Annotated in this window: 25 protein-coding genes and 1 pseudogene; 11 read left to right on the top strand and 15 right to left on the bottom strand. The window is 68.0% G+C overall.

Going from position 1 to position 26,528, the window contains the following annotated elements:
• Position 1 precedes the first annotated feature (1 nt).
• A complete protein-coding gene (locus WT16_RS03835) occupies positions 2-1,264 on the top strand; it encodes a Zn-dependent hydrolase (RefSeq protein WP_063532738.1) in 1,263 nt (420 codons plus the stop codon).
• A gap of 154 nt (positions 1,265-1,418) precedes the next feature.
• Positions 1,419-2,444 carry a histone deacetylase family protein gene (locus WT16_RS03830; protein ID WP_006024981.1) on the top strand — a complete coding sequence of 342 codons (1,026 nt, stop codon included), beginning with the start codon at positions 1,419-1,421 and terminating at the stop codon, positions 2,442-2,444.
• A 79-nt stretch (positions 2,445-2,523) separates the two neighbouring features.
• Here the strand turns inward: WT16_RS03830 and WT16_RS03825 are convergent, their stop codons facing one another.
• The 7 genes from WT16_RS03825 to WT16_RS03795 form a co-directional block, all read right to left on the bottom strand.
• Positions 2,524-3,732, bottom strand: a complete 1,209-nt coding sequence (locus tag WT16_RS03825; RefSeq protein ID WP_059932206.1) for a chromate transporter — start codon at positions 3,730-3,732, stop codon at positions 2,524-2,526.
• A gap of 128 nt (positions 3,733-3,860) precedes the next feature.
• Entirely contained in the window at positions 3,861-6,221 is a 2,361-nt protein-coding gene (locus WT16_RS03820; protein WP_015600202.1) for an EAL domain-containing protein, read from the bottom strand.
• Between the two features lie 202 nt (positions 6,222-6,423).
• On the bottom strand, positions 6,424-7,320 hold the full coding sequence (locus WT16_RS03815; RefSeq protein ID WP_063533046.1) for a PhzF family phenazine biosynthesis protein: 897 nt from the start codon (positions 7,318-7,320) through the stop codon (positions 6,424-6,426).
• Positions 7,321-7,336: 16 nt separating this feature from the next.
• Entirely contained in the window at positions 7,337-7,795 is a 459-nt protein-coding gene (locus tag WT16_RS03810; RefSeq protein ID WP_015601002.1) for a RidA family protein, read from the bottom strand.
• A 64-nt stretch (positions 7,796-7,859) separates the two neighbouring features.
• Positions 7,860-9,041, bottom strand: a complete 1,182-nt coding sequence (locus WT16_RS03805) for a PLP-dependent aminotransferase family protein (protein WP_009911682.1) — start codon at positions 9,039-9,041, stop codon at positions 7,860-7,862.
• Positions 9,042-9,101: 60 nt separating this feature from the next.
• Complete coding sequence (locus WT16_RS03800; RefSeq protein ID WP_063532737.1) at positions 9,102-10,010, bottom strand: DMT family transporter; 909 nt, start codon at positions 10,008-10,010, stop codon at positions 9,102-9,104.
• A 67-nt stretch (positions 10,011-10,077) separates the two neighbouring features.
• A complete protein-coding gene (locus WT16_RS03795; RefSeq protein ID WP_063532736.1) occupies positions 10,078-10,770 on the bottom strand; it encodes a VOC family protein in 693 nt (230 codons plus the stop codon).
• 148 nt (positions 10,771-10,918) lie between these two features.
• On the opposite strand from WT16_RS03795, the gene WT16_RS03790 reads away from it, so the two are divergent.
• The 4 genes from WT16_RS03790 to WT16_RS03775 all read left to right on the top strand — a co-directional run bounded on the left by WT16_RS03790 (position 10,919) and on the right by WT16_RS03775 (position 15,487).
• Positions 10,919-12,373, top strand: coding sequence for a PLP-dependent aminotransferase family protein (locus WT16_RS03790; RefSeq protein ID WP_006024989.1), 1,455 nt, complete (start codon positions 10,919-10,921; stop codon positions 12,371-12,373).
• A 131-nt stretch (positions 12,374-12,504) separates the two neighbouring features.
• Entirely contained in the window at positions 12,505-14,403 is a 1,899-nt protein-coding gene (gene htpG / locus WT16_RS03785) for a molecular chaperone HtpG (protein ID WP_009911687.1), read from the top strand.
• Entirely contained in the window at positions 14,403-15,011 is a 609-nt protein-coding gene (locus WT16_RS03780; RefSeq protein WP_006024992.1) for a chorismate lyase, read from the top strand. The genes htpG and WT16_RS03780 overlap by 1 nt, the downstream gene beginning before the upstream one ends.
• Complete coding sequence (locus WT16_RS03775) at positions 15,011-15,487, top strand: DNA-deoxyinosine glycosylase (RefSeq protein WP_006024993.1); 477 nt, start codon at positions 15,011-15,013, stop codon at positions 15,485-15,487. The genes WT16_RS03780 and WT16_RS03775 overlap by 1 nt, the downstream gene beginning before the upstream one ends.
• Positions 15,488-15,573: 86 nt before the next feature.
• Here WT16_RS03775 and WT16_RS03770 read toward each other — a convergent pair whose 3' ends face one another.
• The gene (locus WT16_RS03770) at positions 15,574-15,840 is read right to left on the bottom strand and encodes a type II toxin-antitoxin system RelE/ParE family toxin (RefSeq protein WP_156521409.1); all 267 of its coding nucleotides are present in this window, start codon (positions 15,838-15,840) and stop codon (positions 15,574-15,576) included.
• A 126-nt stretch (positions 15,841-15,966) separates the two neighbouring features.
• Positions 15,967-16,016, bottom strand: a pseudogene (locus WT16_RS35485) (hypothetical protein); the annotation flags it as partial.
• Between the two features lie 190 nt (positions 16,017-16,206).
• On the opposite strand from WT16_RS35485, the gene WT16_RS03765 reads away from it, so the two are divergent.
• From WT16_RS03765 to WT16_RS03755, 3 genes are all read left to right on the top strand, one after another.
• Positions 16,207-17,127 carry a hypothetical protein gene (locus WT16_RS03765; protein WP_059932215.1) on the top strand — a complete coding sequence of 307 codons (921 nt, stop codon included), beginning with the start codon at positions 16,207-16,209 and terminating at the stop codon, positions 17,125-17,127.
• A 204-nt stretch (positions 17,128-17,331) separates the two neighbouring features.
• A complete protein-coding gene (locus WT16_RS03760) occupies positions 17,332-17,571 on the top strand; it encodes a DUF3311 domain-containing protein (protein WP_009911690.1) in 240 nt (79 codons plus the stop codon).
• The gene (locus WT16_RS03755) at positions 17,568-19,118 is read left to right on the top strand and encodes a sodium:solute symporter (protein ID WP_006024997.1); all 1,551 of its coding nucleotides are present in this window, start codon (positions 17,568-17,570) and stop codon (positions 19,116-19,118) included. Before WT16_RS03760 ends, WT16_RS03755 begins: the two co-directional genes overlap by 4 nt.
• Positions 19,119-19,236: 118 nt before the next feature.
• Here WT16_RS03755 and WT16_RS03750 read toward each other — a convergent pair whose 3' ends face one another.
• The 5 genes from WT16_RS03750 to WT16_RS03730 all read right to left on the bottom strand — a co-directional run bounded on the left by WT16_RS03750 (position 19,237) and on the right by WT16_RS03730 (position 24,653).
• Entirely contained in the window at positions 19,237-19,671 is a 435-nt protein-coding gene (locus WT16_RS03750; protein ID WP_006024998.1) for a glyoxalase/bleomycin resistance/extradiol dioxygenase family protein, read from the bottom strand.
• Between the two features lie 279 nt (positions 19,672-19,950).
• Positions 19,951-20,904 carry a transaldolase gene (tal, locus tag WT16_RS03745; RefSeq protein WP_006024999.1) on the bottom strand — a complete coding sequence of 318 codons (954 nt, stop codon included), beginning with the start codon at positions 20,902-20,904 and terminating at the stop codon, positions 19,951-19,953.
• A gap of 223 nt (positions 20,905-21,127) precedes the next feature.
• A complete protein-coding gene (locus WT16_RS03740) occupies positions 21,128-22,345 on the bottom strand; it encodes a benzoate/H(+) symporter BenE family transporter (protein WP_063532734.1) in 1,218 nt (405 codons plus the stop codon).
• A gap of 83 nt (positions 22,346-22,428) precedes the next feature.
• Positions 22,429-23,604 carry a VWA domain-containing protein gene (locus WT16_RS03735; RefSeq protein ID WP_006025001.1) on the bottom strand — a complete coding sequence of 392 codons (1,176 nt, stop codon included), beginning with the start codon at positions 23,602-23,604 and terminating at the stop codon, positions 22,429-22,431.
• A 206-nt stretch (positions 23,605-23,810) separates the two neighbouring features.
• Complete coding sequence (locus WT16_RS03730; protein ID WP_006025002.1) at positions 23,811-24,653, bottom strand: MoxR family ATPase; 843 nt, start codon at positions 24,651-24,653, stop codon at positions 23,811-23,813.
• Between the two features lie 233 nt (positions 24,654-24,886).
• On the opposite strand from WT16_RS03730, the gene WT16_RS03725 reads away from it, so the two are divergent.
• Both WT16_RS03725 and WT16_RS03720 read left to right on the top strand, forming a co-directional pair.
• Positions 24,887-25,246 carry a cytochrome c gene (locus WT16_RS03725; protein ID WP_004185759.1) on the top strand — a complete coding sequence of 120 codons (360 nt, stop codon included), beginning with the start codon at positions 24,887-24,889 and terminating at the stop codon, positions 25,244-25,246.
• Between the two features lie 43 nt (positions 25,247-25,289).
• A complete protein-coding gene (locus WT16_RS03720) occupies positions 25,290-25,658 on the top strand; it encodes a c-type cytochrome (protein WP_006025003.1) in 369 nt (122 codons plus the stop codon).
• 136 nt (positions 25,659-25,794) lie between these two features.
• Here the strand turns inward: WT16_RS03720 and WT16_RS03715 are convergent, their stop codons facing one another.
• The gene (locus tag WT16_RS03715; protein ID WP_006025004.1) at positions 25,795-26,346 is read right to left on the bottom strand and encodes a DUF1841 family protein; all 552 of its coding nucleotides are present in this window, start codon (positions 26,344-26,346) and stop codon (positions 25,795-25,797) included.
• Positions 26,347-26,528: the final 182 nt, after the last annotated feature.

The following is a 26,528-nucleotide window of genomic DNA, read 5'->3' as shown; positions in this document are numbered from 1 at the left end:
CATGATTGCGTCTGCATTCGACGGGCGGTCGCGCGCCATCGACGCCGCGCGGCTGTGGCGCTCGCTCATGGAGATGGCGCGGATCGGCGGCACCGCGAACGGCGGCGTGCGGCGGCTTGCCGCGACCGCCGACGACAGGCGCGGGCGCGACCTGTTTGCGCAGTGGTGTCGCGATGCGGGCCTCGCGGTCAGCGTCGACGAGATCGGCAATCTGTTCGCGCGCCGCGCGGGCGCGGATGCCGGCGCGCCGCCCGTGCTGATCGGCAGCCATCTCGACACGCAGCCGGAAGGCGGCCGCTTCGACGGCGCCTACGGCGTGCTCGCCGCGCTCGAAGTGGTGCGCAGCCTGAACGATGCGACGATCGTCACGCGCAAGCCGATCGAGATCGTGTCGTGGACGAACGAGGAGGGCGCGCGCTTCGCGCCAGCGATGCTCGGCTCGGCGGTTGCCGCGGGCGCGATGCCGCTCGCCCGCGCGCTCGCGGTGCGCGATGCCGCGCACGTGACGCTTGGCGACGCGCTCGAGCAGATCGGCTATCGCGGCGCGCGGCGCGCGGTGCGTCCGGCGATCGACGCGTACTTCGAAGCGCATATCGAGCAGGGGCCGGTGCTCGAGGCGAATGGCGCCGAGATCGGCGTCGTCACGGGCGGGCAGGCGATCCGCTGGCTCGACGTGACGATCGCGGGCCAGCCCGCGCACGCGGGCACGACGCCGATCGCGCATCGCCGCGACGCGCTGTTCGGCTTCGCGCAGATCGCGGACGCGCTCGAGCGGATGCTCGCCGAGTTCGCGCCGCACGGCCTCGCGACGATCGGCTGCGTCGGGGTTCCGAACGCGTCGCGCAACACGATCGCGGGCGCGGTCGAGTTCACGCTCGACCTGCGCCATCCGGACGATGCGACGCTCGACGCGATGGCGCGCGCGGCGACTGACGCGTGTGCGCGCATCGCCGCGCGGCGCGGCTTGCGCGTCGACGTATCGACGCATTGGGCGAGTCCGTCGACGCCGTTCGACGCGGCTTGCGTCGCGAGCGTCGAGGCGGCGGCGGCCCGCTTCGGCTATCGGCATGAGCGGATCGTGAGCGGCGCCGGGCACGACGCGATCCATCTGGCGAGGCATGCGCCGAGCGCGATGGTGTTCATTCCGTGCGTCGGCGGACTGTCGCACAACGCAGCCGAGGACGTGTTGCCCGACGACGCGACGCGCGGCGCGAACGTGCTGCTCGGCGCGGTGCTCGATCGCGCTGGCGTCGCCGGCCGGTGAGGGGCGGTGCGACGAATGCCGGGGCGACGCGTATTCCGGCATCGAGCATCGAATGCGGTCGCCGACGTCAAATGCCGAATGCCGAACGCAGCCCACACCCTGCAACCGATAACGGGCGCCTTGCCGTCCGTTCATTCGACCCGAGGAAATCAAGATGCTGACGTACTTCCACCCCGACCAATCGCTGCATCATCCACGCACGTACTTTTCGCGCGGCCGGATGCGCACGCCGCAGGAGGTGCCCGAGCGCGCGACGCGGCTCGTCGCGGCCGCGCTCGCGATGGGTTTTTCCGTGCGCGAGCCGGACGACTTCGGCATCGCGCCGATCGCGGCCGTGCATGACATGAACTACCTGCGCTTTCTCGAGACCGTGCATCGAGAATGGAAGAAGATGCCGGAGGACTGGGGCGACGAGGCGATGTCGAACATTTTCGTGCGCGAGCCGAACGCGCTGCGCGGCGTGCTCGCACAAGCCGCCCGCCATCTCGCGGACGGTAGCTGCCCGGTCGGCGAGCACACATGGCGCGCCGCGTACTGGTCCGCGCAGAGCGCGCTCGCCGCCGCGGCGGCGGTGCGCGACGGTGCGCCCGAAGCATACGCGCTGTGCCGGCCGCCCGGCCATCATGCGCGCGTCGATGCCGCGGGCGGCTTCTGCTATCTGAACAACGCGGCGATCGCCGCGCAGGCGCTGCGCGCGCGCCATGCGCGCGTCGCGATACTCGACACCGACATGCACCACGGACAGGGCATCCAGGAAATCTTCTACGCGCGACGCGACGTGCTGTATGTGTCGATCCATGGCGATCCGACGAACTTCTATCCGGCCGTCGCGGGCTTCGACGACGAGCGCGGCGCGGGCGACGGCCACGGCTACAACGTGAATCTGCCGATGCCGCACGGATCGGGCGAGGCGGCGTTCTTCGAGCGCGTCGACGACGCGCTGCGCGAGCTGCGGCGCTTCGCGCCGGATGCGCTCGTGCTGTCGCTCGGCTTCGACATCTATCGCGACGATCCGCAATCGCAGGTCGCGGTGACGACGGACGGCTTTGGACGGTTAGGCGGCCTGATCGGCGGGCTGCGGCTGCCGACCGTGATCGTGCAGGAGGGCGGCTATCACATCGAGAGCCTCGAGGCGAACGCGCGGTCGTTCTTCGATGGATTCGGCGCAATGCGCGGCTGAGGCGGCGGGCGAGACGCGCGGGGGCGGGCAGCCAGCGGCGCGCGCCGAACCGGAACGCCGCAATGCGGGCAAAGCGTGCTCACCCGTGCGCCGCGAGGATCAGCCAGCCGCCGCACGCCGCCGCAACCGCGCCGTACAGCGCATAGACGGGCACCTTGAATCGCGCGAGACACAGCCACGCGATCACGCCCGTCGCCCAATACACGGGCTCGGCAGGCGTCTTCGCGACGAGGCGCAAGGCTGCGATCACGAGGAATGCGGTGGTGGCCGCGCGCAGCACGCGCATGCCGCTCGCGAAGCGCGGATGCCGCTTCAGCCGCTCGACGTGCTGCCGCGCGAAGATGACGAGACAGCCGGAGGGCACGAACAGCGCGACGGTCGACAGCAGCGCGCCGCGCCAGCCGTCCTCGAGATAGCCGAGAAACGGCACGACATTCAGAAGCGGCCCGGGCGACACGGGCGACAGCGTGAACGCGAGCATGAAGTCCTGCTCGGTGATGCCCGTCGCGCGCGTGACGAACAGCGATTTCAGCACGGGCAGCGCGGAGAAGCCGCCGCCGAAGAGCGTCATGCCGGCGCCCGCGAGCCGAGGCCAGAGCAGCGGCGATTCGTATTCGATCGGCAGCGGCAGGGCGAACAGCGCGATCAGGAGCGCGAGCGATGCGAGCAGCCGCCATTCCCGCGCGGGCAGCGCGAGCCGCGGCGCTTCGCCTTGCCGCCGGCCGCTCGCGAGCCAGCCGACTGCGAACGCGGCGGCGAGGATCACGACGAACGCGGCGGGGCTGTGCGCGAGCGCGAGCAGCCCCGTCGCGAGCGCGGCGACCACGCGCTCGAGCGGCGCGTGAACGAGCGCGCGAACCTGCCTGAACCAGGTGAGCCCGATCAGCGCGGCGAGCACCATCGCGAAGTGATGCAGCAGCACGGGCGACGCGAGCGAGCGCACGAGCGGGGTTTGGTAGAAGATCGCGAAGACCGTCATCGCCGCGAAGAACGGCAGCACGCTCGCGACGCCGGCGATCCATGCGCCCGCGCGGCCGCGCAGCGTGTGGCCGACCTGCACCGCGACGTTGCAGCCGACCGGGCCGGGCATCATCCATGCGAGCGCGACGAGATCGGCGAACGACAGCGCATCGATACGCCGCTCATGCTCGACGTAATGCTGCTCGAGCTGAGCCATCATCGCCAGGCCGCCCCACGACACGGCGGATATGCCCGTCACGGTCTTGAACAACGCCCACAGCGATTCCCGTTCGCCGCAGCAGGCGGCATTCACGCTTGCGATTGTCATGGCTTGTGTCCAGTGCGCTCGCGGTCGCACGTGCGGCCACGCGTGCGTCGCACAATTCATTGTGGACTCCGAAAGCCGTTCGTTGTATGAGCAAAAACGAGTATGCGGCGCTAGTCAGGATGCGTCGTTTAGTCGCTGCCGAGCGACTGTTTAGCGGCGTTCGCGCCGTCGCGGCGGGTAGCGGGCGCGTCGTCGCCGCCGCAGACGCCGAAGCGCGCAAGCAGGGCCGGAATGCCGTCGGAGGGCACCGGCCGCGAGAACAGGAAGCCTTGCGCCTCGATGCGCCCGAGCGCGGCGAGCCACGCGATCTGCTCTTCCGTCTCCGTCCCCTCGACGACGACCGTGAGCCCGAGCGAGCGCGCGAGGTGCACGATCGACGACACCATCACGCAAACGCTGCGGTCGGCCGGGATCGCCTGGATGAACGAGCGGTCGACCTTCAGCGTGTCGACCGAGAAGCGGTGCAGGTACGACAGCGACGAATAGCCGGTGCCGAAATCGTCGAGCGCGACACGGATCCCGAGCCTTTTCAGGGCGACGATCTTCTCCGACACGAGCTCGGGGTATTCCATCATCGCGGTCTCGGTGATCTCGAGCTCGAGGCGGCGCGCCTCGATCCTGGTCTCGACGAGCGCGCGCGAGATCGTGTCGATCAGGTCGCCGCGCCAGAACTGCACGGGCGAGATGTTGACGGCGAGCGTGAGCTTGTCGTGGCCCTCGTCGCGCCAGCGCGCGAGCTGCTCGCACGCGGTGCGGATCACGAAGTCGCCGATCGGCACGATGAGTCCCGTCGATTCGGCGATCGAGATGAATTCGTTCGCGGAGATCACGCCGTGCTCCGGATGGTCCCAGCGCACGAGCGCCTCGAAGCCGGTGATGCAGCGGTACGTGAGATCGATCTTCGGCTGGTACGCGAGGAACAGTTGCCCGTCCGACAGCGCGACGCGCAACTGCTGCTCCCAGCGCATCAGGTGATCGGCGCGATGCGACAGGTGCGGTGCATAGAACTGGTAGCAGTTCTTGCCGGCGTCCTTGGCGCTGTACATCGCGAGATCGGCCTTCTTCAGCAGGTCGATCTCGCTCTCGTTCCCGACCGAATGCAGCGCGATGCCGATGCTCGCGTGCAGCACGAACGAACTGCCGCGCACGTCGAACGGCTCGGCGAACATCCGCACGATCGCCTCCGCGAGATGCTCGGCGCGCCGCTCGACGTTCTCGCCCTTCACGACGACGACGAACTCGTCGCCGCCGATCCGCGCGAGCGCGCCTTCGTTCGTCACCGCGTCGGACAGGCGCGCGGCCGTCATCTGCAGCACGATGTCGCCCGCATTGTGGCCGAGTGTGTCGTTGACGGTCTTGAAATTGTCGAGGTCGATGAACAGGATCGCGAGGCGCGACAGATTCGACGGCAGCGCGACGTCGTTGCGCAGGCTGCGCAGCGTCGCGTAGCGGTTCGCGAGCCCCGTCAGCAGATCGAACTCGGCGAGCTGCGTCATCTCGCGCTCGCGGCCGAGCAGCTTGCCGATCAGGCCCGTCGCGACGCCGAAGAACGCGAGCATCGCGAGCGTGATGAAGCTCGTCATCAGCAGGTAGACGTTGCGCGTGTGGTGATAGTCGGCGAATTCTTCCGCCTGCGATAGGCCGACCATCACGCCGAGCGGATAGCCGTCGAGATGGCGATACGACACGATGCGCATGATGCCGTCGATCGGATCGACATAGGTGCCCGACGCGCGCTCCGACACCGGGTAGACGCCCGATGCCGAGAACGTGCCGGGCGCCTTCTGCGTGGAGCCCGTGCTGCGCGCGAGCACGGCGCCCGTATCCGAGATCACGGCGATCACGCCGTCCTTGCCGAGCGTCGCGTTGTTGTAGAAGTCGTTCGTGAAGTAGGTCGGATCCTCGGATACGACGACCACGCCGGCGAACGAGCCGTCCGGATGGTTCAGGCGCCGCGTCATCTGCAGCGTCCAGTGGCGCGACACGCGGCCGAACACCGGCTTGCTGATGTAGAGTTCGTCGTCGTTGCGCTGCGTGTGCACCTTGAAGTGCTCGCGGTCGGACAGGTCGATCGGCTTCGGATGCGACTCGGCAGTGTTCGCGACGAGCCGGCCGCGCGCGTCGAGGATGGACACCTGGATCAGCGTGTCGCTCGGCACGACGCCTTTCTCGACCGTGCTCGCGAGATTGAAGCGGGCGGGCGACTTCTCGAACTCGTATTTGACGAAGCGGGTGATCTGGTCGACCTGATGGATCGCCTTGACCGTGTGCTGCTCGAGCGCCGTCGACAGGATCGCGGCCGACGCGCCCGCGTCGCGGAACGCGCTGTCCTTCTCGACGGACAGGCGCGCGATGATGGCCACCCACAGCAGCGCGAGCGCCAGCGTGCCGAGGAGCGGGATCGCGAACAACGCGCGGCGGCGGCGCGACTTGCGTGTCGCGCGCACCGGCCGCGCGGCGCGGGCGGCGTGTGACCGGGACGAACTCATCGGACGAAAGGTGTCCTTGCGCGCATAGGCGATCCGACAGGATAACCGAGTAAACGGGCCGATAAAGAAGACAATAGACGAGGCCCGATATTACTGAATGGTCAGTCTTTGATTTAGCGTGAGCGGGATATCGCTAACCGGGCCGGGAGGGGCGGCACCATGCGCGGCCCGCGCGGCGAGCGCGACCGGGCGCAAACGCCGCTCAGCGCAGCCGGATGGCGCCGTCGACGAGCGTGACGGCCGCGCCGCCGATCCAGATCTTGCCGGCGTCGTCGTCGTAATCGACCGAGATGCGGCCGTCGCGGCCGAGCGCCGTGCCCTGGCGCGCGGTATAGCGGCGGCCCGGGCGGCGTCCCGCTTGCGCGAGGACGCCCGCAATCGCCGCGTTCGCGCTGCCCGTCACCGGGTCTTCGCCGGGGCCGAACGCGTCGCCCGTCATCAGGCAGCGCACTTCGAACGTCGCCGGGCCGTCGGCCGGATGCGGGCCGTATGCGGCGAGGCCGGCCGCGCCGAGCGCGGCGACGATCGGCGCGAGCGCCGCGCGGTCGGGATCGAGCGCGAGGCAGTCGGCGGCCGACGCGAACTGCACGACGAGCCACGGCGCGCCGTTGTCGACCGCCTGCGGCGGCACGCCGAAGTCGATCGCGCCGGTGCGCAGCGCGGCCGCGAGCGCGGGCCACTCGCGTTGCGCGAGCGGCGTCACGCGCGCGGGCGGCGCGGCGAACGCCCAGCCGCCGTCGCGCTCGGCGAGCTCGACGAGCCCCGCGCCGCATTGCTGGACGAGCCGCCCAGGCGTTCTCGGCTGCGCGCCCGCGTCGAGAAACGCGTGCGCGGCGCCGAGCGTCGGATGGCCGGCGAACGGCAACTCGCCGCCCGTCGTGAAGATCCGCACGCGGTAGTCGGCGGCGGGATCGGTCGGCGCGACGAGGAACGCGGTCTCGGACAGGTTGGTCCAGCGCGCGATCGCGAGCATGTCGGCGTCGCAGAGCGCGTCCGCGTCGAATACGACGGCGAGCGGGTTGCCCTTGAACGGCGCCGACGCGAACACGTCGACCTGCTTGAAGCGCACCGCGCCCGCGGCGCCTGGCGCGACGGTCATCGCGGCTGCCATCGCGTTACGCGACTTCGGCGATCAGCTCGATCTCGACGCACGCGCCGAGCGGGATCTGCGCGACGCCGAACGCCGAGCGCGCATGCTTGCCCGCGTCGCCGAACACCTCGGCGATCAGCTCGGACGCGCCGTTCGTCACGAGATGCTGCTCGGTGAACTCGAGCGTCGAGTTCACGAGGCTCATCACCTTGACGATGCGCTTGACCTTGTTCAGGTCGCCCGTGTGCGCGTGCAGCGTCGCGAGCAGATCGATCGCGACCGCGCGCGCGGCCTCCTTGCCTTGCTCCGTCGTGACGTCCTGGCCGAGCTTGCCCGCCCAGACCTTGCCGTCCTTCTTCGCGATGTGGCCCGACAGGTAGACGGTGTTGCCGCTTTGCGCGCTCATCACGTAGGCGGCGGCGGGCGCACCCGCGACGGGCAGCTCGATGCCGAGTTCCTTCAGTTTGTCGTAGACGTTTGCCATCTGATTCATATCCTCGTGAGTGCGTGAATCAATCAATCGTGAATGCGTGAACGAACGAAAAGCGTCACAGACGCTCGCGCAACAGCTTGCCGAGCCGCGCGACGCCTTCCTCGATCTTCTCCGGCGGCACCGTGACGAACGACAGCCGCAGCGTGTTCTTCTGCGCGTCGTCCGCGAAGAACGGCGCGCCCGGCACGAACGCGACGTTGTTCGCGACCGCCGCCTCGAGGAGCTGCATGCTGTCGATCTGCGCGGGCAGCTTCACCCAGATGAACATCCCGCCTTCCGGGCGGTTCCAGCTCACGCCTTCCGGCATGTGCCGCGCGAGCGACGCGAGCATCGCTTCGCACTGCGCGCTGTAGAGCGCGCGGATCGTCGGGATGTGCGCGTCGAGGAAGCCGTCCTGGATCACCTCGTATGCGATGCGCTGCGTGATCGACGGCGTATGCAGGTCCGTCGCCTGCTTTGCCTGCACGAGCTTGAAGTGCAACTCCTCGGGCGCAATGATATAGCCGATCCGCAGGCCGGGGGCGAGCACCTTCGAGAACGTGCCGAGATGGACGACGTGATCGGGCGCCATCGACAGCATCGTCGGCAGCGGCTCGCCCGCGTAGTTCAGCGCGCCGTACGGATCGTCCTCGAGCACCGGGAACGGGCTCGTCTGCGCGAAGGCGGCGAGCGCGCGGCGGCGCTCGACGGGGAGGCGGCGGCCCGTCGGATTCTGGAAATTCGGTTGCGCGTACAACAGCCGCGCGCCCTTCGTCAGCTCGGGCGTGAGCGCATCGGGCAGGAGGCCCGCGTCGTCGGTCGGCACCTGCGCGTAGGCCGGTTCGTAGAGCGAGAACGACTGCAGCGCGCCGAGGTAGGTCGGCGTCTCGACGAGCACGCGGCTTTGCGGATCGATCAGCACCTTGCCGAGCAGATCGAGCGCCTGCTGCGAGCCCGTCGTGACGAGCACCTGCGTCGCGCGCACGCGATAGCGCTCGGCGATCCACTCGCGCAGCGGCAGGAAGCCTTCCGTCGCGCTGTATTGCAGCGCGGCGGCGGGCGAATCGCGCAGCACGCGGTCGGCGGCCTCGCGCATCCGCTCGGCGGGGAACGTCGCGGGCGATGGCAGGCCGCCTGCGAACGAGATCACCTCGGGGCGCTCGGTCACTTTCAGGATTTCGCGAATCGCCGAGCTCGTGAGCTTGCGTGCGCGTTCGGACAGGGCCCAGTGGGGCGGCTTGAGATCGCTCGGATTCATGGTCTCCTCGGTCGGTGTCATGGGTCGTTCGGATGAAAGCGTCGATTATCGCTCGTCAAATCAGGCGGCGCGAGCCGGTTGCGGCGTGAGGCGCACGGCGGCGCGGCGGCCGAGCACGACGGTCGCGATCACGGCGGCGGCGAACAGCCAGGTCGACGGCGAAACGGTTTCACCGAAGAACAGCGCCGAGAACGCGATCGTGAAAAAGATCTGCAGCAGTTGCACCTGACCGACGCGCGCGATGCCGCCGGTCGCGAGGCCCGCGTACCACGCGAAAAAGCCGATGAACTGCGAGAACAGCGTCACGTAGCCGAACGCGAGCCACACGCGCGGCGACACGGGGCCCGGATGCGCTGCGTGGTGCGCCCACGCGAGCCAGCCGACGGGCAGCACGAGGAACGGCGCGGACACGACGAGCGCCCAGCAGATCACCTGCCAGCCGCCGATCTCGCGCGCGAGGCGCGCGCCTTGCGCATAGCCGAGCGCGCCGATGCCGACCGCGACGAGCATCAGCAGGTCGCCCGGCTGCAGCGCGCCGCCGCCGTCGCGCAGCGCGAACGCGATCACGAGCGCGCTGCCGAGCGCGGCGCTCGCCCAGAACGCCTTCGACGGCCGCTCGCGCGCGAGCCACGCCGCGTACAGCGCGACGAGGAGCGGCTGCAATCCGTTGACGACTGCGCCGTGCGCGGCGGGCACGGTCTTCATCGCCCAGGCGGAGAACACCGGAAACGCGATGATCACGCCCGCCGACACGACGGCGAGGCTTTTCAACTGTGCGCGGGTCGGCACGCGCTCGCGGCGCAGCCACAGCAGCAGAGCGGCGGGCACCGCAGCGGCGAGCGCGCGCCCGAGGCCGTTCAGGAGCGGATGGAGCTCGGTGACGACGATGCGCGTCATCGGCAGCGTCAGGCTGAAGATCATCACGCCGATCATGCCGAGCAGCATGCCGCGGGTTTCGCGCGAATCCATGAGTGAAGTGTCTCCGTCGATATCGGGTTTCTGCCGGAAGCGGGGCGGTGCGCCGGGCCGCCGCGCGCTAACGCAGCGTGCGCGCGCCGTTCGGCGTGTCGAATTCGGCGGCGAGCGCGGGCGCTTCGCCCGCCTCGACCGCCTCGACGTCGAGCAGGTGCGCGGCGTTCAGCCAGGCAAGCTGCTCGCGCACCGTGCCCGCGTGCGGATGCGCCGCCTTCAGCGCCTTCAGCGCGACGCCGCCGTGCGGCAGCGCGTCGGACGGATGGCGCGCGTCGTTCCACTGGATCAGCGACGGCAGCACGCCGTCGCCCGCGCCTCGCCACGCGGGCAGCGAGCCGTCGTCGGGCACCGTCAGCCGCCAGCCGAGATCGCCGCGCGTCATCGGCACGATGCGCGCAATCCGCGCCGGATACTGGCGCTGCCACAGGTCGAGCTGGCGCGGGCGATCGACGCGCGCGACCCAGTGCGCGAGGTACGGGCCCTGCTCGAGCCGCGCGTGCGTCGCCGGATCGTCGAGGCCGAACAGGCGCGGCCGCGGCTGGCCGTCGGCGGGCGGCGGCGCGCCGGGGTCGGCGGCGATCACTTCGAGATATGCGCCGCCCCACAGGCCGAACAGGCGATTGTGGGTGCGCATCGACGGATGCGCGCCGCCGTCCGCGGGTTCGATGCCGAGGGTGTCGGCGACGTACGCGACGCCTTCTTCGAGCGTGCGCGCGGCGACGACGAGATGATCGAGTTTCAGCGAATGGGCTGCCATCGGACGAAATGCGAAGGGGAAATCGGAACCGGTTTTCGGTTTTCGGGCGTGCGTGCGCCGCATCGCCGCCGAAAAACTGTAATCGCGGCGACCGGCACAGTAACGGTACAATCGCCGCGATACTCTTCGGTACAGTTGGAGGCCCGCGATGTCCACCGTCCCGCTTGCGCAGATTCCCGCGCCGCACGATACCGCGACGCTCACGCTCGTCGACCAGCTCGTGCAGTGGGCGCGCCGCCGGATCGACGAGCGCGTGTTTCGGCCCGGCATGCGGATGCCGTCGATCCGCAAGCTCGCGATCGACAAGAGCGTGTCGCGCTTCACGGTCGTCGAGGCGTACGAGCGGCTCGTCGCGCAAGGCTATCTCGATTCGCGGCGCGGCTCCGGCTTCTACGTGCGCGAGCGTGCGCCGGGGGCGCAGCCCGCCGGCGCGTCCGGCGGCGGGCGGGCGCAGCCCGTGCACAACACGATCGACGTCGTCTGGCTCTTGCGCAACATGCTGCACACGGTCAGCCCGGAAAAGGGGCCAGGGCTCGGCTACCTGCCGAGCCGCTGGCTCGACGGCGATCTGATCACGAGCGCGTTGCGCGCGCTCGGCCGGCAGTCCGGCGCGCAGATGCTCGGCTTCGGCAGCGCGCAGGGCTTCCTGCCGCTGCGGCAGCAGCTTCAGACGCGCCTCGCCGAAATCGAGATCGGCGCGACGCCCGATCAGCTCGTGCTCGTGTCCGGCATCACGCAGGCGATCGACCTGATCGCACGCCACTGCGTGCGGCCGGGCGACGCGGTGATCGTCGGCGATCCGGCCTGGTTCCAGATGTTCGGCCGCTTCGCGTCGCAGGGCGCGCAGCTCGTCGGGATGCCGTACACGCCGGACGGCCCCGATCTCGATGCGCTCGAGAACCTCGTGCAGATGTGGCGCCCGAAGATGCTCGTGATCAACTCGGTGCTGCAGAATCCGACGGGCACGTCGCTGTCGGCCGCGCAGGCGTTCCGGATCCTGAAACTCGCGGAGGCGTACGATTTCCTCGTCGTCGAGGACGACGTCTACGGCGACCTGTGCCCGCCGAGCTATCCGGCGACGCGCCTGGCGAGCCTCGATCAACTGAAGCGCGTGATCTTCCTCGGCAGCTTCTCGAAGACGCTCGCCGCGAACCTGCGGGTCGGCTACATTGCGTGCGCGCCGGAACTCGCGAAGGCGCTGACGGACGAGAAGATGCTCGTCGGGATGACGACGCCCGAGCTCAACGAGCGCGTGCTGTACAAGGTGCTGACGGAAGGGCATTACCGGCGCCACGTCGAGCGGCTGCGCGCGCGGCTCGGCGGCGTGCGCGACAAGACCGCGCGGATGCTCGAGCGCACCGGGATGCGGCTCTTCACGATGCCGGCGGCGGGGATGTTCCTGTGGGCCGACACGGGCGTCGATTCGGACGCGCTCGCCGCGGCCGCGCACGAGGAGGGCTTCCTGCTCACGCCGGGGAGCCTCTTCTCGCCGCAGCAGTCGCCTTCGACATGGACGCGCTTTAACGTCGCGAACTGCGGCGATCCCGCGTTGCCCGCGTTCCTCGGCCGCTATCTCGACAGCGTGAACCGCCGCGCCTCTTGAAATTCCGTCGAGCGCCCCAACTTGGGGCGCGGTCGGGCGTCGCGGCAGCAGCATGACGCCGCGCGCCGGCTCCTATGGGGTCGTGAATCGAAACCGTCTGTCGTATTGACGCAATCAACAGGTAAATCAAGATGACTCAGCAAACCATGAGCTTTCAGGCAGAGGTCAAGCAGCTCCTCCACCTGATGATTCATTCGCTTTACAGCAACAAGGAAATCTTCCTGCGCGAACTCGTGTCCAACGCGTCCGACGCCGCTGACAAGCTCCGTTTCGAGGCTCTGGAAAACAACGCGCTCTACGAGAGCGATCCGAACCTGCGCATTCGCCTGTCGTTCGACAAGGCCGCGCGCACGCTCACGATCGACGACAACGGGATCGGCATGAGCCGCGACGAGGCGATCTCGAACCTCGGCACGATCGCGCGCTCGGGCACGAAGGAATTCTTCGCGAAGCTCTCCGGCGACCAGCAGAAGGACGCGGCGCTCATCGGCCAGTTCGGCGTCGGCTTCTACTCGGGCTTCATCGTCGCCGACCGGATCACGGTCGAGACGCGCCGCGCGGGCGTGCCCGCGTCCGAGGGCGTGCGCTGGGAAAGCGCCGGCGAAGGGGATTTCTCGGTCGACACGATCGAGCGTGCCGCGCGCGGCACGACGATCACGCTGCATCTGCGCGACGGCGAGGACGAGCTGCTGTCGTCGTACCGGCTGAAATCGATCGTCCAGAAGTATTCGGACCACGTCGCGCTGCCGATCCTGATGAAGAAGGAAGAGTGGGATCAGGAAAAGGGCGAGATGGTCGAGAAGGACGAGGACGAGACCGTCAACCAGGCGAGCGCGCTGTGGACGCGCGCGAAGAACGACGTCACCGACGAGCAGTACAAGCAGTTCTACCAGCACGTCGCGCACGATCACCAGGAGCCGCTCGCGTGGACGCACAACCGCGTCGAGGGCCGCAGCGAATACACGCAACTGCTGTTCGTGCCGTCGCACGCGCCGTTCGACCTGTGGAACCGCGACTATCGCGGCGGCCTGAAGCTGTACGTGAAGCGCGTGTTCATCATGGACGACGCCGAGCAACTGCTGCCGCAGTACCTGCGCTTCATCAAGGGCGTCGTCGATTCGTCGGATCTGCCGCTGAACGTGTCGCGCGAGATCCTGCAGGAAAGCCGCGACGTGAAGGCGATTCGCGAAGGCGTGACCAAGCGCGCCCTCTCGATGCTCGAAGAACTCGCGAACGCCGAGGACGACGCGGGCAAGGAGAAGTACGCGACGTTCTGGAGCGCGTTCGGCCAGGTGCTGAAGGAAGGCGTCGGCGAGGATCACGCGAACCGCGAGCGCGTCGCGAAGCTGCTGCGCTTCGCGTCGACGCATGGGGACACCGATGCGCAGAACGTGGCGCTCGCCGATTATGTCGCGCGGATGAAGCCCGATCAATCGAAGATCTACTACGTGACGGCCGACACGTGGCAGGCCGCGAAGAACAGCCCGCATCTCGAAGTGTTCCGCAAGAAGGGCGTCGAAGTGCTGCTGCTCACCGATCGCGTCGACGAATGGATGCTGTCGTTCCTGCACGAGTTCGACGGCAAGCCGCTCGCGAGCGTCGCGCGCGGCGATCTCGATCTCGGCGCGCTGAACGACGACGAGAAGAAGGCGCAGGAAGAGACGGGCGAGGCGATGAAGCCCGTCGTCGACAAGATGAAGGAAACGCTCGGCGACAGGGTGAAGGACGTGCGCGTCACGTTCCGGCTGACCGATTCGCCGTCGTGCCTCGTCGCCGACGACAACGACATGAGCGGCTACCTGCAGCGGATGCTGAAGGCGGCGGGTCAGAATGCGCCGTCGTTCCAGCCGATTCTCGAGATCAATCCGGAGCATCCGCTCGTCAAGGCGCTGAAGGCCGACGGCGCGGATTTCGGCGACTGGTGCCACCTGCTGTTCGATCAGGCGCTGCTCGCCGAAGGCGGCGCGCTCGAAGACCCGGCGAGCTTCGTCAAGCGGACCAACGCGCTGTTGCTGTCGCGCGCGGCGTGATGGCGCGGATGCGTTTCGACGCGGCCGATGCGTACTGGCGCGAGACGCCGCGCCCCGGCGCGTCGAGCGCGCAGAAGGACTGGCTCACGCGCGGCGGCTCGCTGACCGCGCACCTCGCCCGGCTCGGCCGCGTGACGGTGCGCGTGACGCGCGAGACGGTCGCGACGCCGTGGGCCGACGAGCACGGCGCGCTTTCATGCGCGTCGCGCGCGCCGGTGTGGGTGCGCGAAGTCGTGCTCGCGGTCGACGGCACGCCGTTCGTCGCCGCGCACAGCATCGCGCCGCTTGCCGCGAGCAAGGGCGTGTGGCAGGCGATGCGGCGGCTGCGCACGCGGCCGCTCGCGGAGCTGCTCTACAGCGATCCGGAGGTGACGCGCTCGCCGCTCGTGAGCCGGCGCGTGATCGCCGGGCATCCGCTGTTCGCGCTCGCGTCGCACGCGCTCGCGCGCGTGCGCGTGCATGCCGCGCCGCACGCGTTCGGCGCGCGCCGCTCGGTGTTCGAGCGGCGCGGCACGCCGCTGATGGTGACCGAATGCATGCTGCCCGCGCTGTGGCGGCATCTCGACGCGCACGGCGAGCGCCGCGCGCGCGACTTCGAGGCGACGTGATGCTGCGCGGCTTTCCTCCCGTCGTGTCGCCCGGCACGCACACGCTGATTCTCGGCAGCTTCCCCGGCGAGGCGTCGCTTGCGGCCGCGCAGTACTACGCGCATCCGCGCAATCAGTTCTGGCGGCTGTTGGGCGCTGTGCTCGGCGAGCCGGAACTGCAGGCGCTGCCGTACGACGCGCGGCTTTCGCGCGTGCTCGCGCACGACTTCGGCATCTGGGACGTGCTCGCCGCGTGCCATCGCGAAGGCAGCCTCGACGCGGCGATTCGCCATGCGCAGCCGAACGACTTCGATTCGTTGCGGGAAGTCGCGCCGAAGCTCAGGAAGGTCTGTTTCAACGGCAAGACGGCGGGGCGCTTCGAGCCGACGATACGCGCGGCGGGGTTCGATACGCTCGTGCTGCCGTCGTCGAGTCCGGCGAATGCAATGCTGTCGTTCGAGCAGAAGCTCTCGTGTTGGCGCGAGGTGCTTTCCTGACGGCATTCGATGGATGGCGGCGCAACGACGCGCCACATGCGGGCCGGCCCGCAGCCTGAGCGACCGGTCGTCGGGGTGGTTCCGGCTCAGTGATAATCGCTTTCACGCTGATGGCGCACGGCAAGGATCGTCACCGTTCGATCGTCGTCGATCTCGAACAGCGCAACATATCCCGATGCGCCGAACTGAATGAGCAGCTCCCGCAGAAATGGCATCGACGGATGAGCTTTGCGGCAAGTGAACGGCGACGATTCCAGCGTGGCGATTCCGGCGGTGATGGCGGCAAGCGCGCGGGCGGCGAGTTCGACGTCGGCGTCTTCGCGATCGACGATGAAGCCATAAAGACGGTCCAGAAGTCGCCGGTGCGCCGGGCCGCTTCGCGTGACGCGATGCCGCGGGCAATGAATTCGCTTTGGTTGCGACGGCGCTCGATGCCCTCGCGGATCGATTGCTCGACGAAACCCGACAGCGTTTCTCCTTCGCCGAGGACGCTTTCGGCGGCGTCGCGCAGTTCCGGTTCAACCCGCATGGATGGAAAGGTGGCGGATTTCATGATGTCTCTCGATGCATCGCAATTGCGATGCAATATCCGTCCCTCGCTTTGTTGATGCAAGTCGGCCGGTCGGCGGGTCCGACGAGCAAGCGGTTTGCCTGCGCGCGACGCCGCGAGTGCTATCCTCTCGTTCGCTCAAACAGCCACGTCAGCAAGAGACTCATCCATGACCCGACTCATCAAGCGAGCCTCCGCCGAGGCGCGCGCGTCCCGGCGCGCCACGCCGTCTCCGTTCAACGGCTCCGAGAAGCTCAAGCCGTCCCGCGCGAAGCGCAGCCGCGCCGAGTTCGACGACCTCGACGGCGTCGCCGTCCTCGACGAGCCGCGCAAGCCGCGCTTCGCGCCCGTCACGTTTTCCGAAGAGCGCGGCGTGCGCTATCTGCATTTCGGCACCGAGTGGGTGCAGGGCGCGATGCGCCTGTCGAAGCCGTATCACATCGAGCTCGAGTACGCGCAGCAGATGATGGCGTGGCTGCTCTTCCTCGAAACGCCGCAGCGCGTCGTCCAGCTCGGCCTCGGCACGGGCGCGCTGACGAAGTTCGCGCATCGCTTCCTGCCGCGTGCGCGCGTCGAGGCGGTCGAGCTGAATCCGGCCGTGATCGTCGCTGCGCGCTCGATGTTCGAGCTGCCGCCCGACGACGGGCGTCTGACCGTCCACGAAACGGACGCGTGGGATTTCGTCAATGATCCGAAGAATCGCGGCACGATCGGCGCGCTGCAGATCGACCTGTACGACGCGACCGCGCGCGGCCCGGTACTCGACAGCGTCGCGTTCTACCGCGCGGTGCGCGGCTGCCTCGCCGACGCGGGCGTCGCGACGATCAACCTGTTCGGCGATCACCCGAGCTTCGTGCGCAACATGAAGCACCTGAACGCCGCATTCGATCAACGCGTGATCGCACTGCCCGAAGTGCATGACGGCAACCGGATCGCGCTCGCGTTCTCGGGGCCGGCGCTGTCGGTATCGTTCGCTCAACTGACCGAGCGCGCGAAGCTGATCGAAGCCGAGCTGCGCCTGCCCGCCCGCTCGTGGGTGAAAGGATTGAAAGCGTCGTTCGGCGAGCGCGCCGGCGTCTTCACGATCTGAGGCCAAAGCGCGCGGGATGGCCGAGCAGGCCGCCCGCGCCGCAGCGCTCGCGGGCTCCGGGTTCGCCCTCGTTTGCCGCCGTTTTTTTCGACTCCTATACTGGCCGACGCCAGGGGAGTCGCAACCTGCCCGTCGTGTCGTTCCTCTTGCACCGCCGTACCCGTTCAGAACATATCAATAACCGGGATGTGAAGAGGAGACGTCATGGCTCACGATGCCGACGCCAACCGGGCCGCGAAACGCTGGCTCTGGTTGCTGGTCCTGCCGCTCGTCGCGATGGTCTGGGTGCCGTCGTACAACCGGACCGAACCGCAATGGTTCGGATTCCCGTTTTTCTACTGGTATCAACTGCTGTGGGTGTTCATTAGCGCCGTGATCACCGCATTCGTCTACCAGAAGACCAAGAACTGCTGGAAGGGCGTTCCGCGGGGAGACGGCAAATGAATCTGACCGCGACCTTCGTCTTCGTGCTGTTCTTCGTCGGCGTGACGATCATGGGCTTTCTCGCCGCGAACTGGCGGCGCGGCAACCTCGCGCATCTCGACGAATGGGGTCTCGGCGGCCGGCGCTTCGGCACGATCGTCACGTGGTTCCTGCTCGGCGGCGACCTCTACACCGCGTACACGTTCGTTGCCGTGCCGGCGCTCGTGTTCGGCGCGGGCGCGATGGGCTTCTTCGCGCTGCCGTACACGATCCTCATCTACCCGTTTGCGTTCGTCGTGTTCCCGAAGCTCTGGAGCATCGCGAAGCGTCACGGCTACGTGACGGCCGCCGACTTCGTCAGCGCGCGCTATGGCAGCCGCTCGCTCGCGCTCGCCGTCGCGGTGACGGGCATCGTCGCGACGATGCCGTACATCGCGCTGCAGCTCGTCGGCATCGAAGTGGTGATCGGCGGGCTCGGCTTCGACACGAAGGGCTTCGTCGGCGACCTGCCGCTCATCATCGCGTTCGCGATCCTCGCCGCGTACACGTACACGTCGGGGCTGCGCGCGCCCGCGATGATCGCGATCGTCAAGGACATCCTGATCTACATCACGATCGCCGCGGCCGTGATCGTGATTCCGGCGAAGCTCGGCGGCTTCGGGCACATCTTCGGCGCGGTGCCGCCCGCGAAGCTGCTCCTGAAGGCGCCCGACGCAGCGGGCCTGAACGGCTTCAGCGCCTATACGACGCTCGCGATCGGCTCGGCGCTCGCGCTGTTCCTGTATCCGCATTCGGTGACGGCAATTTTGTCGTCGTCGTCGGGCAACACGATCCGCCGCAACATGGCGATGCTGCCCGCGTACTCGTTCGTGCTCGGCCTGCTCGCGCTGCTCGGCTACATGGCGCTCGCCTCGGGCGTGAAGGACATGCCGGAATACGCGCCGTACTTCAAGGCGTTCGGGCCGAATTTCGCGGTGCCGGCGTTGTTCCTGCATTTCTTCCCGTCGTGGTTCGTCGGCGTCGCGTTCGCCGCGATCGGCATTGGCGCGCTCGTGCCGGCGGCGATCATGTCGATCGCGGCCGCGAACCTGTACACGCGCAACATCCATCGCGAGTTCGTCAACCGCAACATGACGCACGATCAGGAGACAAACGTCGCGAAGCTCGTGTCGCTGATCGTGAAGGTCGGCGCGGTCGCGTTCATCCTCGGCCTGCCGCTCACGTACGCGATCCAGCTCCAACTGCTCGGCGGAATCTGGATCATCCAGACGCTGCCCGCGATCGTGCTCGGGCTCTACACGCGGGTGCTCGACTATCGCGGGCTGCTGCTCGGCTGGGTGGCGGGGCTCGTGTGCGGCACGTGGATGGCGATCTCGCTGAAGCTCGCGAGCTCGATCTTCGCGGTCCATCTGTTCGGCTATGCGATTCCGGGCTATGCGGCCGTCTGGGCGCTGGCCGTGAACCTCATCGTGTCGATCGCGGTCAGCGTGCTCGTGCGCGTGCTCGGGATCGCGCATGCGGAAGATCGCACGCGGCCGGAGGATTATCTCGACGTCGTCGAGAGCTGACGCGCGGTTTCGCGCCGGCCGGGCGCGCGAATGAAAACGCCCGCGGCGCGCATCGCGCCGCGGGCGTCGTGCATCGGTCGACCGGGAGCAAACCCGAACGCTTCGGCTTCCGAAGCGTTCACTTCTTCATGTTCGGGTCTTCGACGTTGATCATCCAGTGCACGCCGAACTTGTCGCGCAGCATGCCGAAGCCGAGCGCCCAGAACGTCTTCTCGAACGGCATCGTCACCGCGCCGCCGTCGGCGAGCAGCGCGTCGAACATCCGCTTGCCGTCCTCGACGTTCTTCGGATCGAGCGACAGCGAATAGCCGCTGTGCACCTGCTGGTTGCCTGATGAGCAGTCGCCGTCCGAGCACATCAGCACCGAGTCGCCGATCTGGAAATTCGCGTGCATCACCTTGTCGGCCATCTCGGGCGGCGTCGGCCGCTCGGGATTCGGCGGCGCGTCCTTGTAGCGCGCAAGGAAGTTCACCCGTGCGCCGAGCGCGTCGCCGTAGAATTTCAGCGCCTCGTCGCAGCGGCCGCCGAAAAACAGATACGGTTGTACTTGCATCGTCGTCTCCTTGATCCTGGGGAGGGAATAGGGCGCAACCGCGCCCATGTTGACGATTGTAGTGCGTCCGGGTGACAGCAACGGGAATCGTGAAAAGGGCCGCAACGAGCGGGCCGGGAATGCGCGCGGGGGAAGGGCGCGATTCGGCGGATACCGCCTCGCAAGGCGGCGCCCGCCGAATCGCGCATCGAAAAAAATGCCGATCCCCAAAGATGGCGGCCCCGAAGCGCGGGACGAACGTTTGTCATACCGCCCGTCGCGAATCGGAGCCCGCGCGCGTCAGCGCAGCGCGTCGATCATCTTTTCCAACTTCACCGCGTCTGCCGAGAAGAGGCGAATGCCTTCGGCGAGCTTCTCGGTCGCCATCGCGTCGTCGTTCAACTGGAAGCGGAACGACGATTCGTCGATCGCGACGCGCTCGAGCCGTGCATCTTTCGCCGCGTCCGGCGACAGCTTGCGCGCAACCGTCTCGGCGCTGTCGTGCAGCTTCTGCAGCAGGTCGGGGCTGATCGTCAGCAGGTCGCAGCCGGCGAGCTCGGTGATCTGGCTCGTCGTGCGGAAGCTCGCGCCCATCACTTCGGTCTGGTAGCCGAATTGCTTGTAGTACGTATAGATGCGGCGCACCGATTGCACGCCCGGATCGTTCGCGCCGCCGTCCTTCGACTCGTCCCACTCGGCGCCCTTTTGCTTCTTGTACCAGTCGTAGATCCGGCCGACGAACGGCGAGATCAACTGCGCGCCCGCTTCCGCGCACGCGGCCGCCTGCACGAGCGAGAACAGCAGCGTCATGTTGCAGCGGATGCCTTCGCGCTGCAGCACTTCGGCCGCGCGGATGCCTTCCCACGTCGACGCGAGCTTGATCAGCACGCGCTCGCGGCCGATGCCCGCTGCTTCGTAGAGCTTGATGATTTCGCGGCCCTTGTCGATCGAGCGCTGCGTGTCGAACGACAGGCGCGCGTCGACTTCGGTCGACACGCGGCCCGGGATCAGCTTCAGGATCTCGGTGCCGAAAGCGATCAGCAGGCGGTCGATGATGAAGCCGACCGATTCGCCCGCATGATCGCGGACCGTTTTCTCGAGGATCGGCCGATACGCGTCCTTCTGGACGGCCTTCAGGATCAGCGACGGGTTCGTCGTCGCATCCCGCGGCTTGTATTGCGCGAGTTGCTGGAAGTCGCCCGTGTCGGCGACGACGGTCGTGTACTGCTTGAGCTGGTCGAGTGCGGTAGTCATGACGAGTCGAAAGCGAGGCGCGGCGCGCCGGTTCGGTGAGGACGACCGCGCGGCAGGGCGCGGGGCGATGCTGGGCGGCGCGCTTGGCGCGCGCCGCCGGACCCTACATTCTAGGCCGGAAAGCGGAACCGGTGCCGAACGCTCGTGCGCCGGCGGGTGTGACGCGCGCCAGGGGCGAATCGCGCACGAACCATGCCCGATCCGGCCGCGAGCCGGACGGGCGTCAGGCGGCGCGACGCGCGTTGAGAATCGCCTGCGTGAGCACGCCCGCGACGAGCCCCCAGAACGCCGAGCCGATCGACAGCAGCGTGAGGCCGGACGCCGTCACCATGAACGTGACGAGCGCCGCTTCGCGCTGGCGCGCGTCCTGCATCGCGTTGGTGAGGCCGCTCATGATCGAGCCGAACAGCGCGAGCGCGGCGACCGACACGACGAGCGCCTTCGGCAGCGCGCCGAACAGCGCGGAGATCGTCGCGCCGAACACGCCCGCGACGAGATAGAACGTGCCGCACCAGACGGCCGCCGTGTAGCGCTTCGCGCGATCGTCGTGCGCCTCGGGGCCGGTGCAGATCGCGGCCGTGATCGCCGCGAGGTTGATCCCGTGCGAGCCGAACGGCGCGAGCACGAGCGACGCGACGCCCGTCGTCGCGATGAGCGGCGAGGAGGGCGTGCCGTAGCCGTCCGCGCGCAGCACCGCGATGCCGGGCACGTTCTGCGACGCCATCGCGACAACGAACAGCGGAATGCCGATGCTCACGATCGCCGAGATCGAGAACGACGGCGCCGTGAACACGGGCCGCGCGAGCGCGACGTGAAAGCGGCTGAAGTCGAGCAAGCCGAGCGCGCCCGCGGCCGCGATGCCCGCGGCGAGCGTCGCGACGATCGCATAGCGCGGCGCGGCGCGCTTGACGATCAGGTACGTGAAGAACATCGCGAGCACGAGCGCGGTCTGGAACTGCGCGGCGCGGAAGATCTCGATGCCGATCTCGAACAGGATGCCGGCGAGCAGCGCCGCGGCGATGCCGGACGGAATCCGGCGCATCAGCGTGTCGAACAGGCCGCTCGCGCCGACGGCGGCGAGCAGCAGCGCGCAGACGACGAACGCGCCGATCGCGTCCGCATACGCGACGCCCGGCAGCGACGCGACGAGGAGCGCTGCGCCGGGCGTCGACCACGCGACGACGATCGGCGCGCGATACCGCATCGACAGCCCGATCGTCGTCACGGCCATGCCGAGCGACAGCGCCCAGATCCACGACGAGATCTGCGCGTCGCTCAGGTGCGCGGCGCGGCCCGCCTGAAACATCAGCACGAGCGAGCTCGTGTAGCCCGTCATCATCGCGACGAAGCCCGCGACGAGCGCGGACGGCGACGTGTCGGTGAAAAAATTCGGCCGCGCGACGGCGGGCGACAGATTGGAGGCGGGTGGCTGACTGCTCATCGGTGAAACGTCGGGTCTGAAGCGTTGAGGTGAGGCGTCGAAAACGACGGAATTCAGGGAGCTCGGCGGGTGCGGCGGGCGCGTCACTTGCTCAGCGTGCGCATCGCGGATTCGAGGCCCGCGAGCGTGAGCGGATACATCCGGTCGCCTAGCACGTCGCGAATGATCGCGATCGACTGCCGGTATTCCCATAGCCGCTCGGGCTCCGGATTGAGCCAAGCGTAGTGCGGGAACTGATCGGTGAGACGGCGCAGCCACACGGCGCCCGCCTCGGGATTGTTGTATTCGACGGAGCCGCCCGGCTGCAGCACTTCGTAAGGGCTCATCGTCGCGTCGCCGACGAAGATCAGCTTGTAGTCGGGCGTGAACTTGTGCAGTACGTCCCAGGTTGGCGTGCGCTCCGCGTGGCGGCGGCGGTTGTTCTTCCACAGGTGGTCGTACACGCAGTTGTGGAAGTAGTAGAACTCGAGGTGCTTGAACTCGGCCTTCGCGGCGGAGAAGAGCTCCTCGGTGCGCTTGATGTGGTCGTCCATCGAGCCGCCGACGTCGAGCAGCATCAGCACCTTCACGTTGTTGTGGCGCTCGGGCACCATCCGCAGATCGAGCCAGCCGGCGTTCGCGGCGGTGCTGCGGATCGTGCCGGGCAGGTCGAGCTCCTCGGCCGCGCCTTCGCGCGCGAAGCGCCGCAGCCGCCGCAGCGCGACCTTGATGTTGCGCGTGCCGATCTCGACCGAATCGTCGTAATCGCGATACGCGCGCGCCTCCCACACCTTGACCGCGGTGCGGTTGCCGTTCGACGGCCCGCCGATCCGGATGCCTTCCGGGTTGTAGCCGCCGTGCCCGAACGGCGACGTGCCGCCCGTGCCGATCCACTTGTTGCCGCCCTCGTGGCGCGCCTTCTGCTCGTCGAGCAATGCTTTGAGGCGCTCCATCAGCTTGTCGAGGCCGCCGAGCGCCTGGATCTGCGCCTTCTCCTCGGGCGTGAGCTCGCGCTGCAGGCGTTTCTCGAGCCAGTCGAGCGGAATGTCGAACGCATCCGAGGGCAGCGCGGACACGCCGTGGAAGTACGCGCCGAATGCCTTGTCGAACTTGTCGAAGTACTGCTCGTCCTTCACGAGCGTCATCCGCGCGAGATAGTAGAACGCGTCGAGCGAAGGCTCGATCACCTGCGCCTTCAGCGCTTCCAGCAGCGTCAGGTATTCCTTGACCGACACCGGCAGCTTCGCCGCGCGCAGCGAGTAGAAAAAATCGATCAGCATGGGCGGGCCCTCGCATCGCCGCGGCGAGCCGGGCGGCCGTGCGGCGCACGGGCGCGCCGCGCGACGGCGGGCCGGAGCGCGCACGCGCCGCGCGACGAAGCGCGCAGCGGGTTCGGGTTCGCGCGACGCATCGCGCGCGTGCCCGCGGGCGTGGCGGCTGGATTCCGGCGGCTCATCTCGCGTGTCTCCTCGCGGCGCCCGTGCGTCTAGCGGTTGTGGCGGTTCATGTAGACGAGCCGCTCGAACAGGCTCACGTCCTGCTCGTTCTTGAGCAGCGCGCCCGCAAGCGGCGGCACGATCTGCTTCTGGTCCTTCGAGCGCAGCGCGTCGGGCGGGATGTCCTCGGCGAGCAGCAGCTTCAGCCAGTCGAGCAGCTCGGACGTCGACGGCTTCTTCTTCAGCCCCGACACGCCGCGCAGCTCGAAGAAGCTCTCGAGCGCCGCGCGCAGCAGGTCCTGCTTGATGCCGGGGTAGTGGACCTCGACGATCTTCTGCATCGTCGACGGATCGGGGAACTGGATGTAGTGGAAGAAGCAGCGGCGCAGGAATGCGTCGGGCAGCTCCTTCTCGTTGTTCGACGTGATGATGACGAGCGGGCGGTGCCGCGCGCGCACGGTCTCGCGCGTCTCGTACACGTGGAACTCCATCCGGTCGAGCTCGCGCAGCAGATCGTTCGGGAATTCGATGTCGGCCTTGTCGATCTCGTCGATGAGGAGCACGTTCGGGCGCTCGGCCTCGAACGCTTGCCACAGCACGCCCTTCACGATGTAGTTCGCGATGTCCTTCACGCGCTCGTCGCCGAGCTGCGAGTCGCGCAGGCGCGACACCGCATCGTATTCGTAAAGGCCCTGCTGCGCCTTCGTCGTCGACTTGATGTGCCATTGCAGGAGCGGCATGCCAAGCGCCGCCGCGACTTCCTCGGCGAGCATGGTCTTGCCCGTGCCGGGCTCGCCCTTGATGAGGAGCGGGCGCTCGAGCGTGAGCGCGGCGTTGACGGCGAGCTTCAGATCGTCTGTCGCGACGTAGTGCGAGGAACCTTCGAAACGCATGGCGGCGAGCTTCCGGCGAAAAAATCCCAGTATAAGTCAGAAGCGCCGCTGGCTTGGCGCGGCCGGCGTATCGTGCGAAGCGCATTCGGTGGGCGCGCGTGGTGGACGCGTTCCCCGGCGACGCGGTACAATCTGGCCGTTTTTTTGGCCTGCGTGGCGGCCTCACAAGTAAAACGGCGCCGGCCGTTGCCTTTGCGGGCGCCAGTTTCCCCTCAAGCTAGGTTACAAGAGCTATGAATAAATTCGGCAAACATGTCGTTGTCGCAGCAGCGCTCGCGGCGCTCGCCGCCGGCGCGCAGGCGGCCGGTGTGGTCGGCAACCCGAAGGACGGGGCAAGCAAGGCCGCGATGTGCATCGGCTGTCACGGCATCGACGGCTACCGCGTGGCCTACCCGGAGGTCTACCGGGTGCCGCTCCTCGGCGGCCAGAACCAGGTTTATCTCGAGAATGCGCTGAAGGCCTACCGGAAGAAGGATCGCCATTTCCCGTCGATGAACGCGATCGCCGAATCGCTGACGGATCAGGACATCGCCGATCTCGCGTCCTACTACGCCGCGCAAAAGCCCGATTCGAAGAACAATCCCTACAAGTAAGCTCGCGCTTGCTGACCTCAGCACCGGGATAGGAGCATCATCCATGAAGAAGCCTCAGACGGCACTCAAGACGGCGGCGGCGCTCGCGCTCGCAGCCGGCTTCGCGATCGGCACCGCGCATGCGGCGGACGTCGCGAAGGGCAAGGAACTCGTCGAGTCGCACAACTGCGCGGCCTGCCACGGCGCGAAGCTCGACAATCCGATCAACGCCGAATATCCGCGCCTCGCGGGCCAGCACGCCGACTACCTGGTCTGGGCGATGCGCCAGTACCAGATGGGCCTGACGAACCCGCTCCTCGGCCGCAGCAACGCGATCATGCAGGCGCAGGTGCAGAGCCTGTCCGTTGCCGACATGAAGGACATCGCCGCGTACCTCGAGTCGCTGCAAGGCAGCCTCGTGTTCAAGAAGTAACGCCGGTACGCCGGCGTCGCGCGTGTCCGCTCGCGCGACGCGCGCGCCGAAAAATGCCCCGCTTCGAGCGGGGCATTTTTTTGTCCGTTGCGCACGTGCGCGGCATGCGGTGCGTGATGCCTTCGCGAGGGCCGCGTCAGCCGCGCGATGCGCGTCGCAGGATCCGCTGCAGATAGGCGTCGGAATCAGGCGGCGTGTTCGTGCGTTGCGCTTCCCAGATCGTTTCGCCGAGACATTCCATGATCGCGTGCTGCGCGTCGTGCGCGCAATCGCAGCGGGCGGCGAGTTTCTCGTGCGCGGCCCGGATGCCGGGCGGCTGGTCGATCGACAACTGCTCGCTGATCGCGAGATGCATCGACAGATGCAGGAACGGATTCGTGCGCCCTTCGTCGGGCGTGTAGTCGTGCGCGGCCGAGCGCCCGGCGTCCTCGAGTTCCGCGTGATATTCGGGATGCTCGACGATCCAGTCGGCCGCCATCGCTTCGAGCGGCGTGAGGATCTCGCCCGAGCGCTGCTTGCGCCAGGTGTCGATGAAGAAGCGACGCACGTCGTCGCGGCTCGGATTGAACATGATGTAAAGCAGGGCGTGTGACAGGCCGCTGCGGCCCGCGAGCGCGTATTTTACGCTGTCCGCGGCAGGGCTGCCGAAAGCGCGACGGCGCGACGGCGTAACGAAGCGGCGAAGCAACGAAACTGCGAAACAGCATCCGGGCATTCAGGCGCGTGATGCGCCGGTTTCGGGGCGCCGACGCAATCGCGCGGCGATGGGCTGCCGGGCATTTCGGGCGCGCGGCACGCTCACCGCTCACCGTTCGACGCGAGATCCGTCACGGCACGCATCGCGGTCCGCAACGGATTCGGCATAAACAC

It is taken from the genome of Burkholderia sp. MSMB1589WGS (genome assembly GCF_001636105.1).
Classification (GTDB): domain Bacteria; phylum Pseudomonadota; class Gammaproteobacteria; order Burkholderiales; family Burkholderiaceae; genus Burkholderia; species Burkholderia humptydooensis.
This window is presented reverse-complemented; position numbering and strand designations above follow the sequence as displayed.

Bases quoted from the DNA above. Each gene is read 5' to 3' on its own strand.
- WT16_RS03800 (WP_063532737.1), bottom strand. From the start codon at position 10,010: ATGGATTCGCGCGAAACCCGCGGCATGCTGCTCGGCATGATCGGCGTG.
- WT16_RS03755 (WP_006024997.1), top strand. From the start codon at position 17,568: ATGAATCTGACCGCGACCTTCGTCTTCGTGCTGTTCTTCGTCGGCGTG.
- WT16_RS03775 (WP_006024993.1), top strand. From the start codon at position 15,011: ATGCTGCGCGGCTTTCCTCCCGTCGTGTCGCCCGGCACGCACACGCTG.
- WT16_RS03720 (WP_006025003.1), top strand. From the start codon at position 25,290: ATGAAGAAGCCTCAGACGGCACTCAAGACGGCGGCGGCGCTCGCGCTC.
- WT16_RS03735 (WP_006025001.1), bottom strand. From the start codon at position 23,604: ATGCTGATCGATTTTTTCTACTCGCTGCGCGCGGCGAAGCTGCCGGTG.
- WT16_RS03790 (WP_006024989.1), top strand. From the start codon at position 10,919: ATGTCCACCGTCCCGCTTGCGCAGATTCCCGCGCCGCACGATACCGCG.
- WT16_RS03810 (WP_015601002.1), bottom strand. From the start codon at position 7,795: ATGGCAAACGTCTACGACAAACTGAAGGAACTCGGCATCGAGCTGCCC.
- WT16_RS03750 (WP_006024998.1), bottom strand. From the start codon at position 19,671: ATGCAAGTACAACCGTATCTGTTTTTCGGCGGCCGCTGCGACGAGGCG.
- WT16_RS03780 (WP_006024992.1), top strand. From the start codon at position 14,403: ATGGCGCGGATGCGTTTCGACGCGGCCGATGCGTACTGGCGCGAGACG.
- WT16_RS03815 (WP_063533046.1), bottom strand. From the start codon at position 7,320: ATGACCGTCGCGCCAGGCGCCGCGGGCGCGGTGCGCTTCAAGCAGGTC.
- WT16_RS03805 (WP_009911682.1), bottom strand. From the start codon at position 9,041: ATGAATCCGAGCGATCTCAAGCCGCCCCACTGGGCCCTGTCCGAACGC.
- WT16_RS03760 (WP_009911690.1), top strand. From the start codon at position 17,332: ATGGCTCACGATGCCGACGCCAACCGGGCCGCGAAACGCTGGCTCTGG.
- htpG (WP_009911687.1), top strand. From the start codon at position 12,505: ATGACTCAGCAAACCATGAGCTTTCAGGCAGAGGTCAAGCAGCTCCTC.
- WT16_RS03730 (WP_006025002.1), bottom strand. From the start codon at position 24,653: ATGCGTTTCGAAGGTTCCTCGCACTACGTCGCGACAGACGATCTGAAG.
- WT16_RS03725 (WP_004185759.1), top strand. From the start codon at position 24,887: ATGAATAAATTCGGCAAACATGTCGTTGTCGCAGCAGCGCTCGCGGCG.
- WT16_RS03830 (WP_006024981.1), top strand. From the start codon at position 1,419: ATGCTGACGTACTTCCACCCCGACCAATCGCTGCATCATCCACGCACG.
- WT16_RS03825 (WP_059932206.1), bottom strand. From the start codon at position 3,732: ATGACAATCGCAAGCGTGAATGCCGCCTGCTGCGGCGAACGGGAATCG.
- WT16_RS03765 (WP_059932215.1), top strand. From the start codon at position 16,207: ATGACCCGACTCATCAAGCGAGCCTCCGCCGAGGCGCGCGCGTCCCGG.
- WT16_RS03835 (WP_063532738.1), top strand. From the start codon at position 2: ATGATTGCGTCTGCATTCGACGGGCGGTCGCGCGCCATCGACGCCGCG.
- WT16_RS03740 (WP_063532734.1), bottom strand. From the start codon at position 22,345: ATGAGCAGTCAGCCACCCGCCTCCAATCTGTCGCCCGCCGTCGCGCGG.
- WT16_RS03795 (WP_063532736.1), bottom strand. From the start codon at position 10,770: ATGGCAGCCCATTCGCTGAAACTCGATCATCTCGTCGTCGCCGCGCGC.
- WT16_RS03820 (WP_015600202.1), bottom strand. From the start codon at position 6,221: ATGAGTTCGTCCCGGTCACACGCCGCCCGCGCCGCGCGGCCGGTGCGC.
- tal (WP_006024999.1), bottom strand. From the start codon at position 20,904: ATGACTACCGCACTCGACCAGCTCAAGCAGTACACGACCGTCGTCGCC.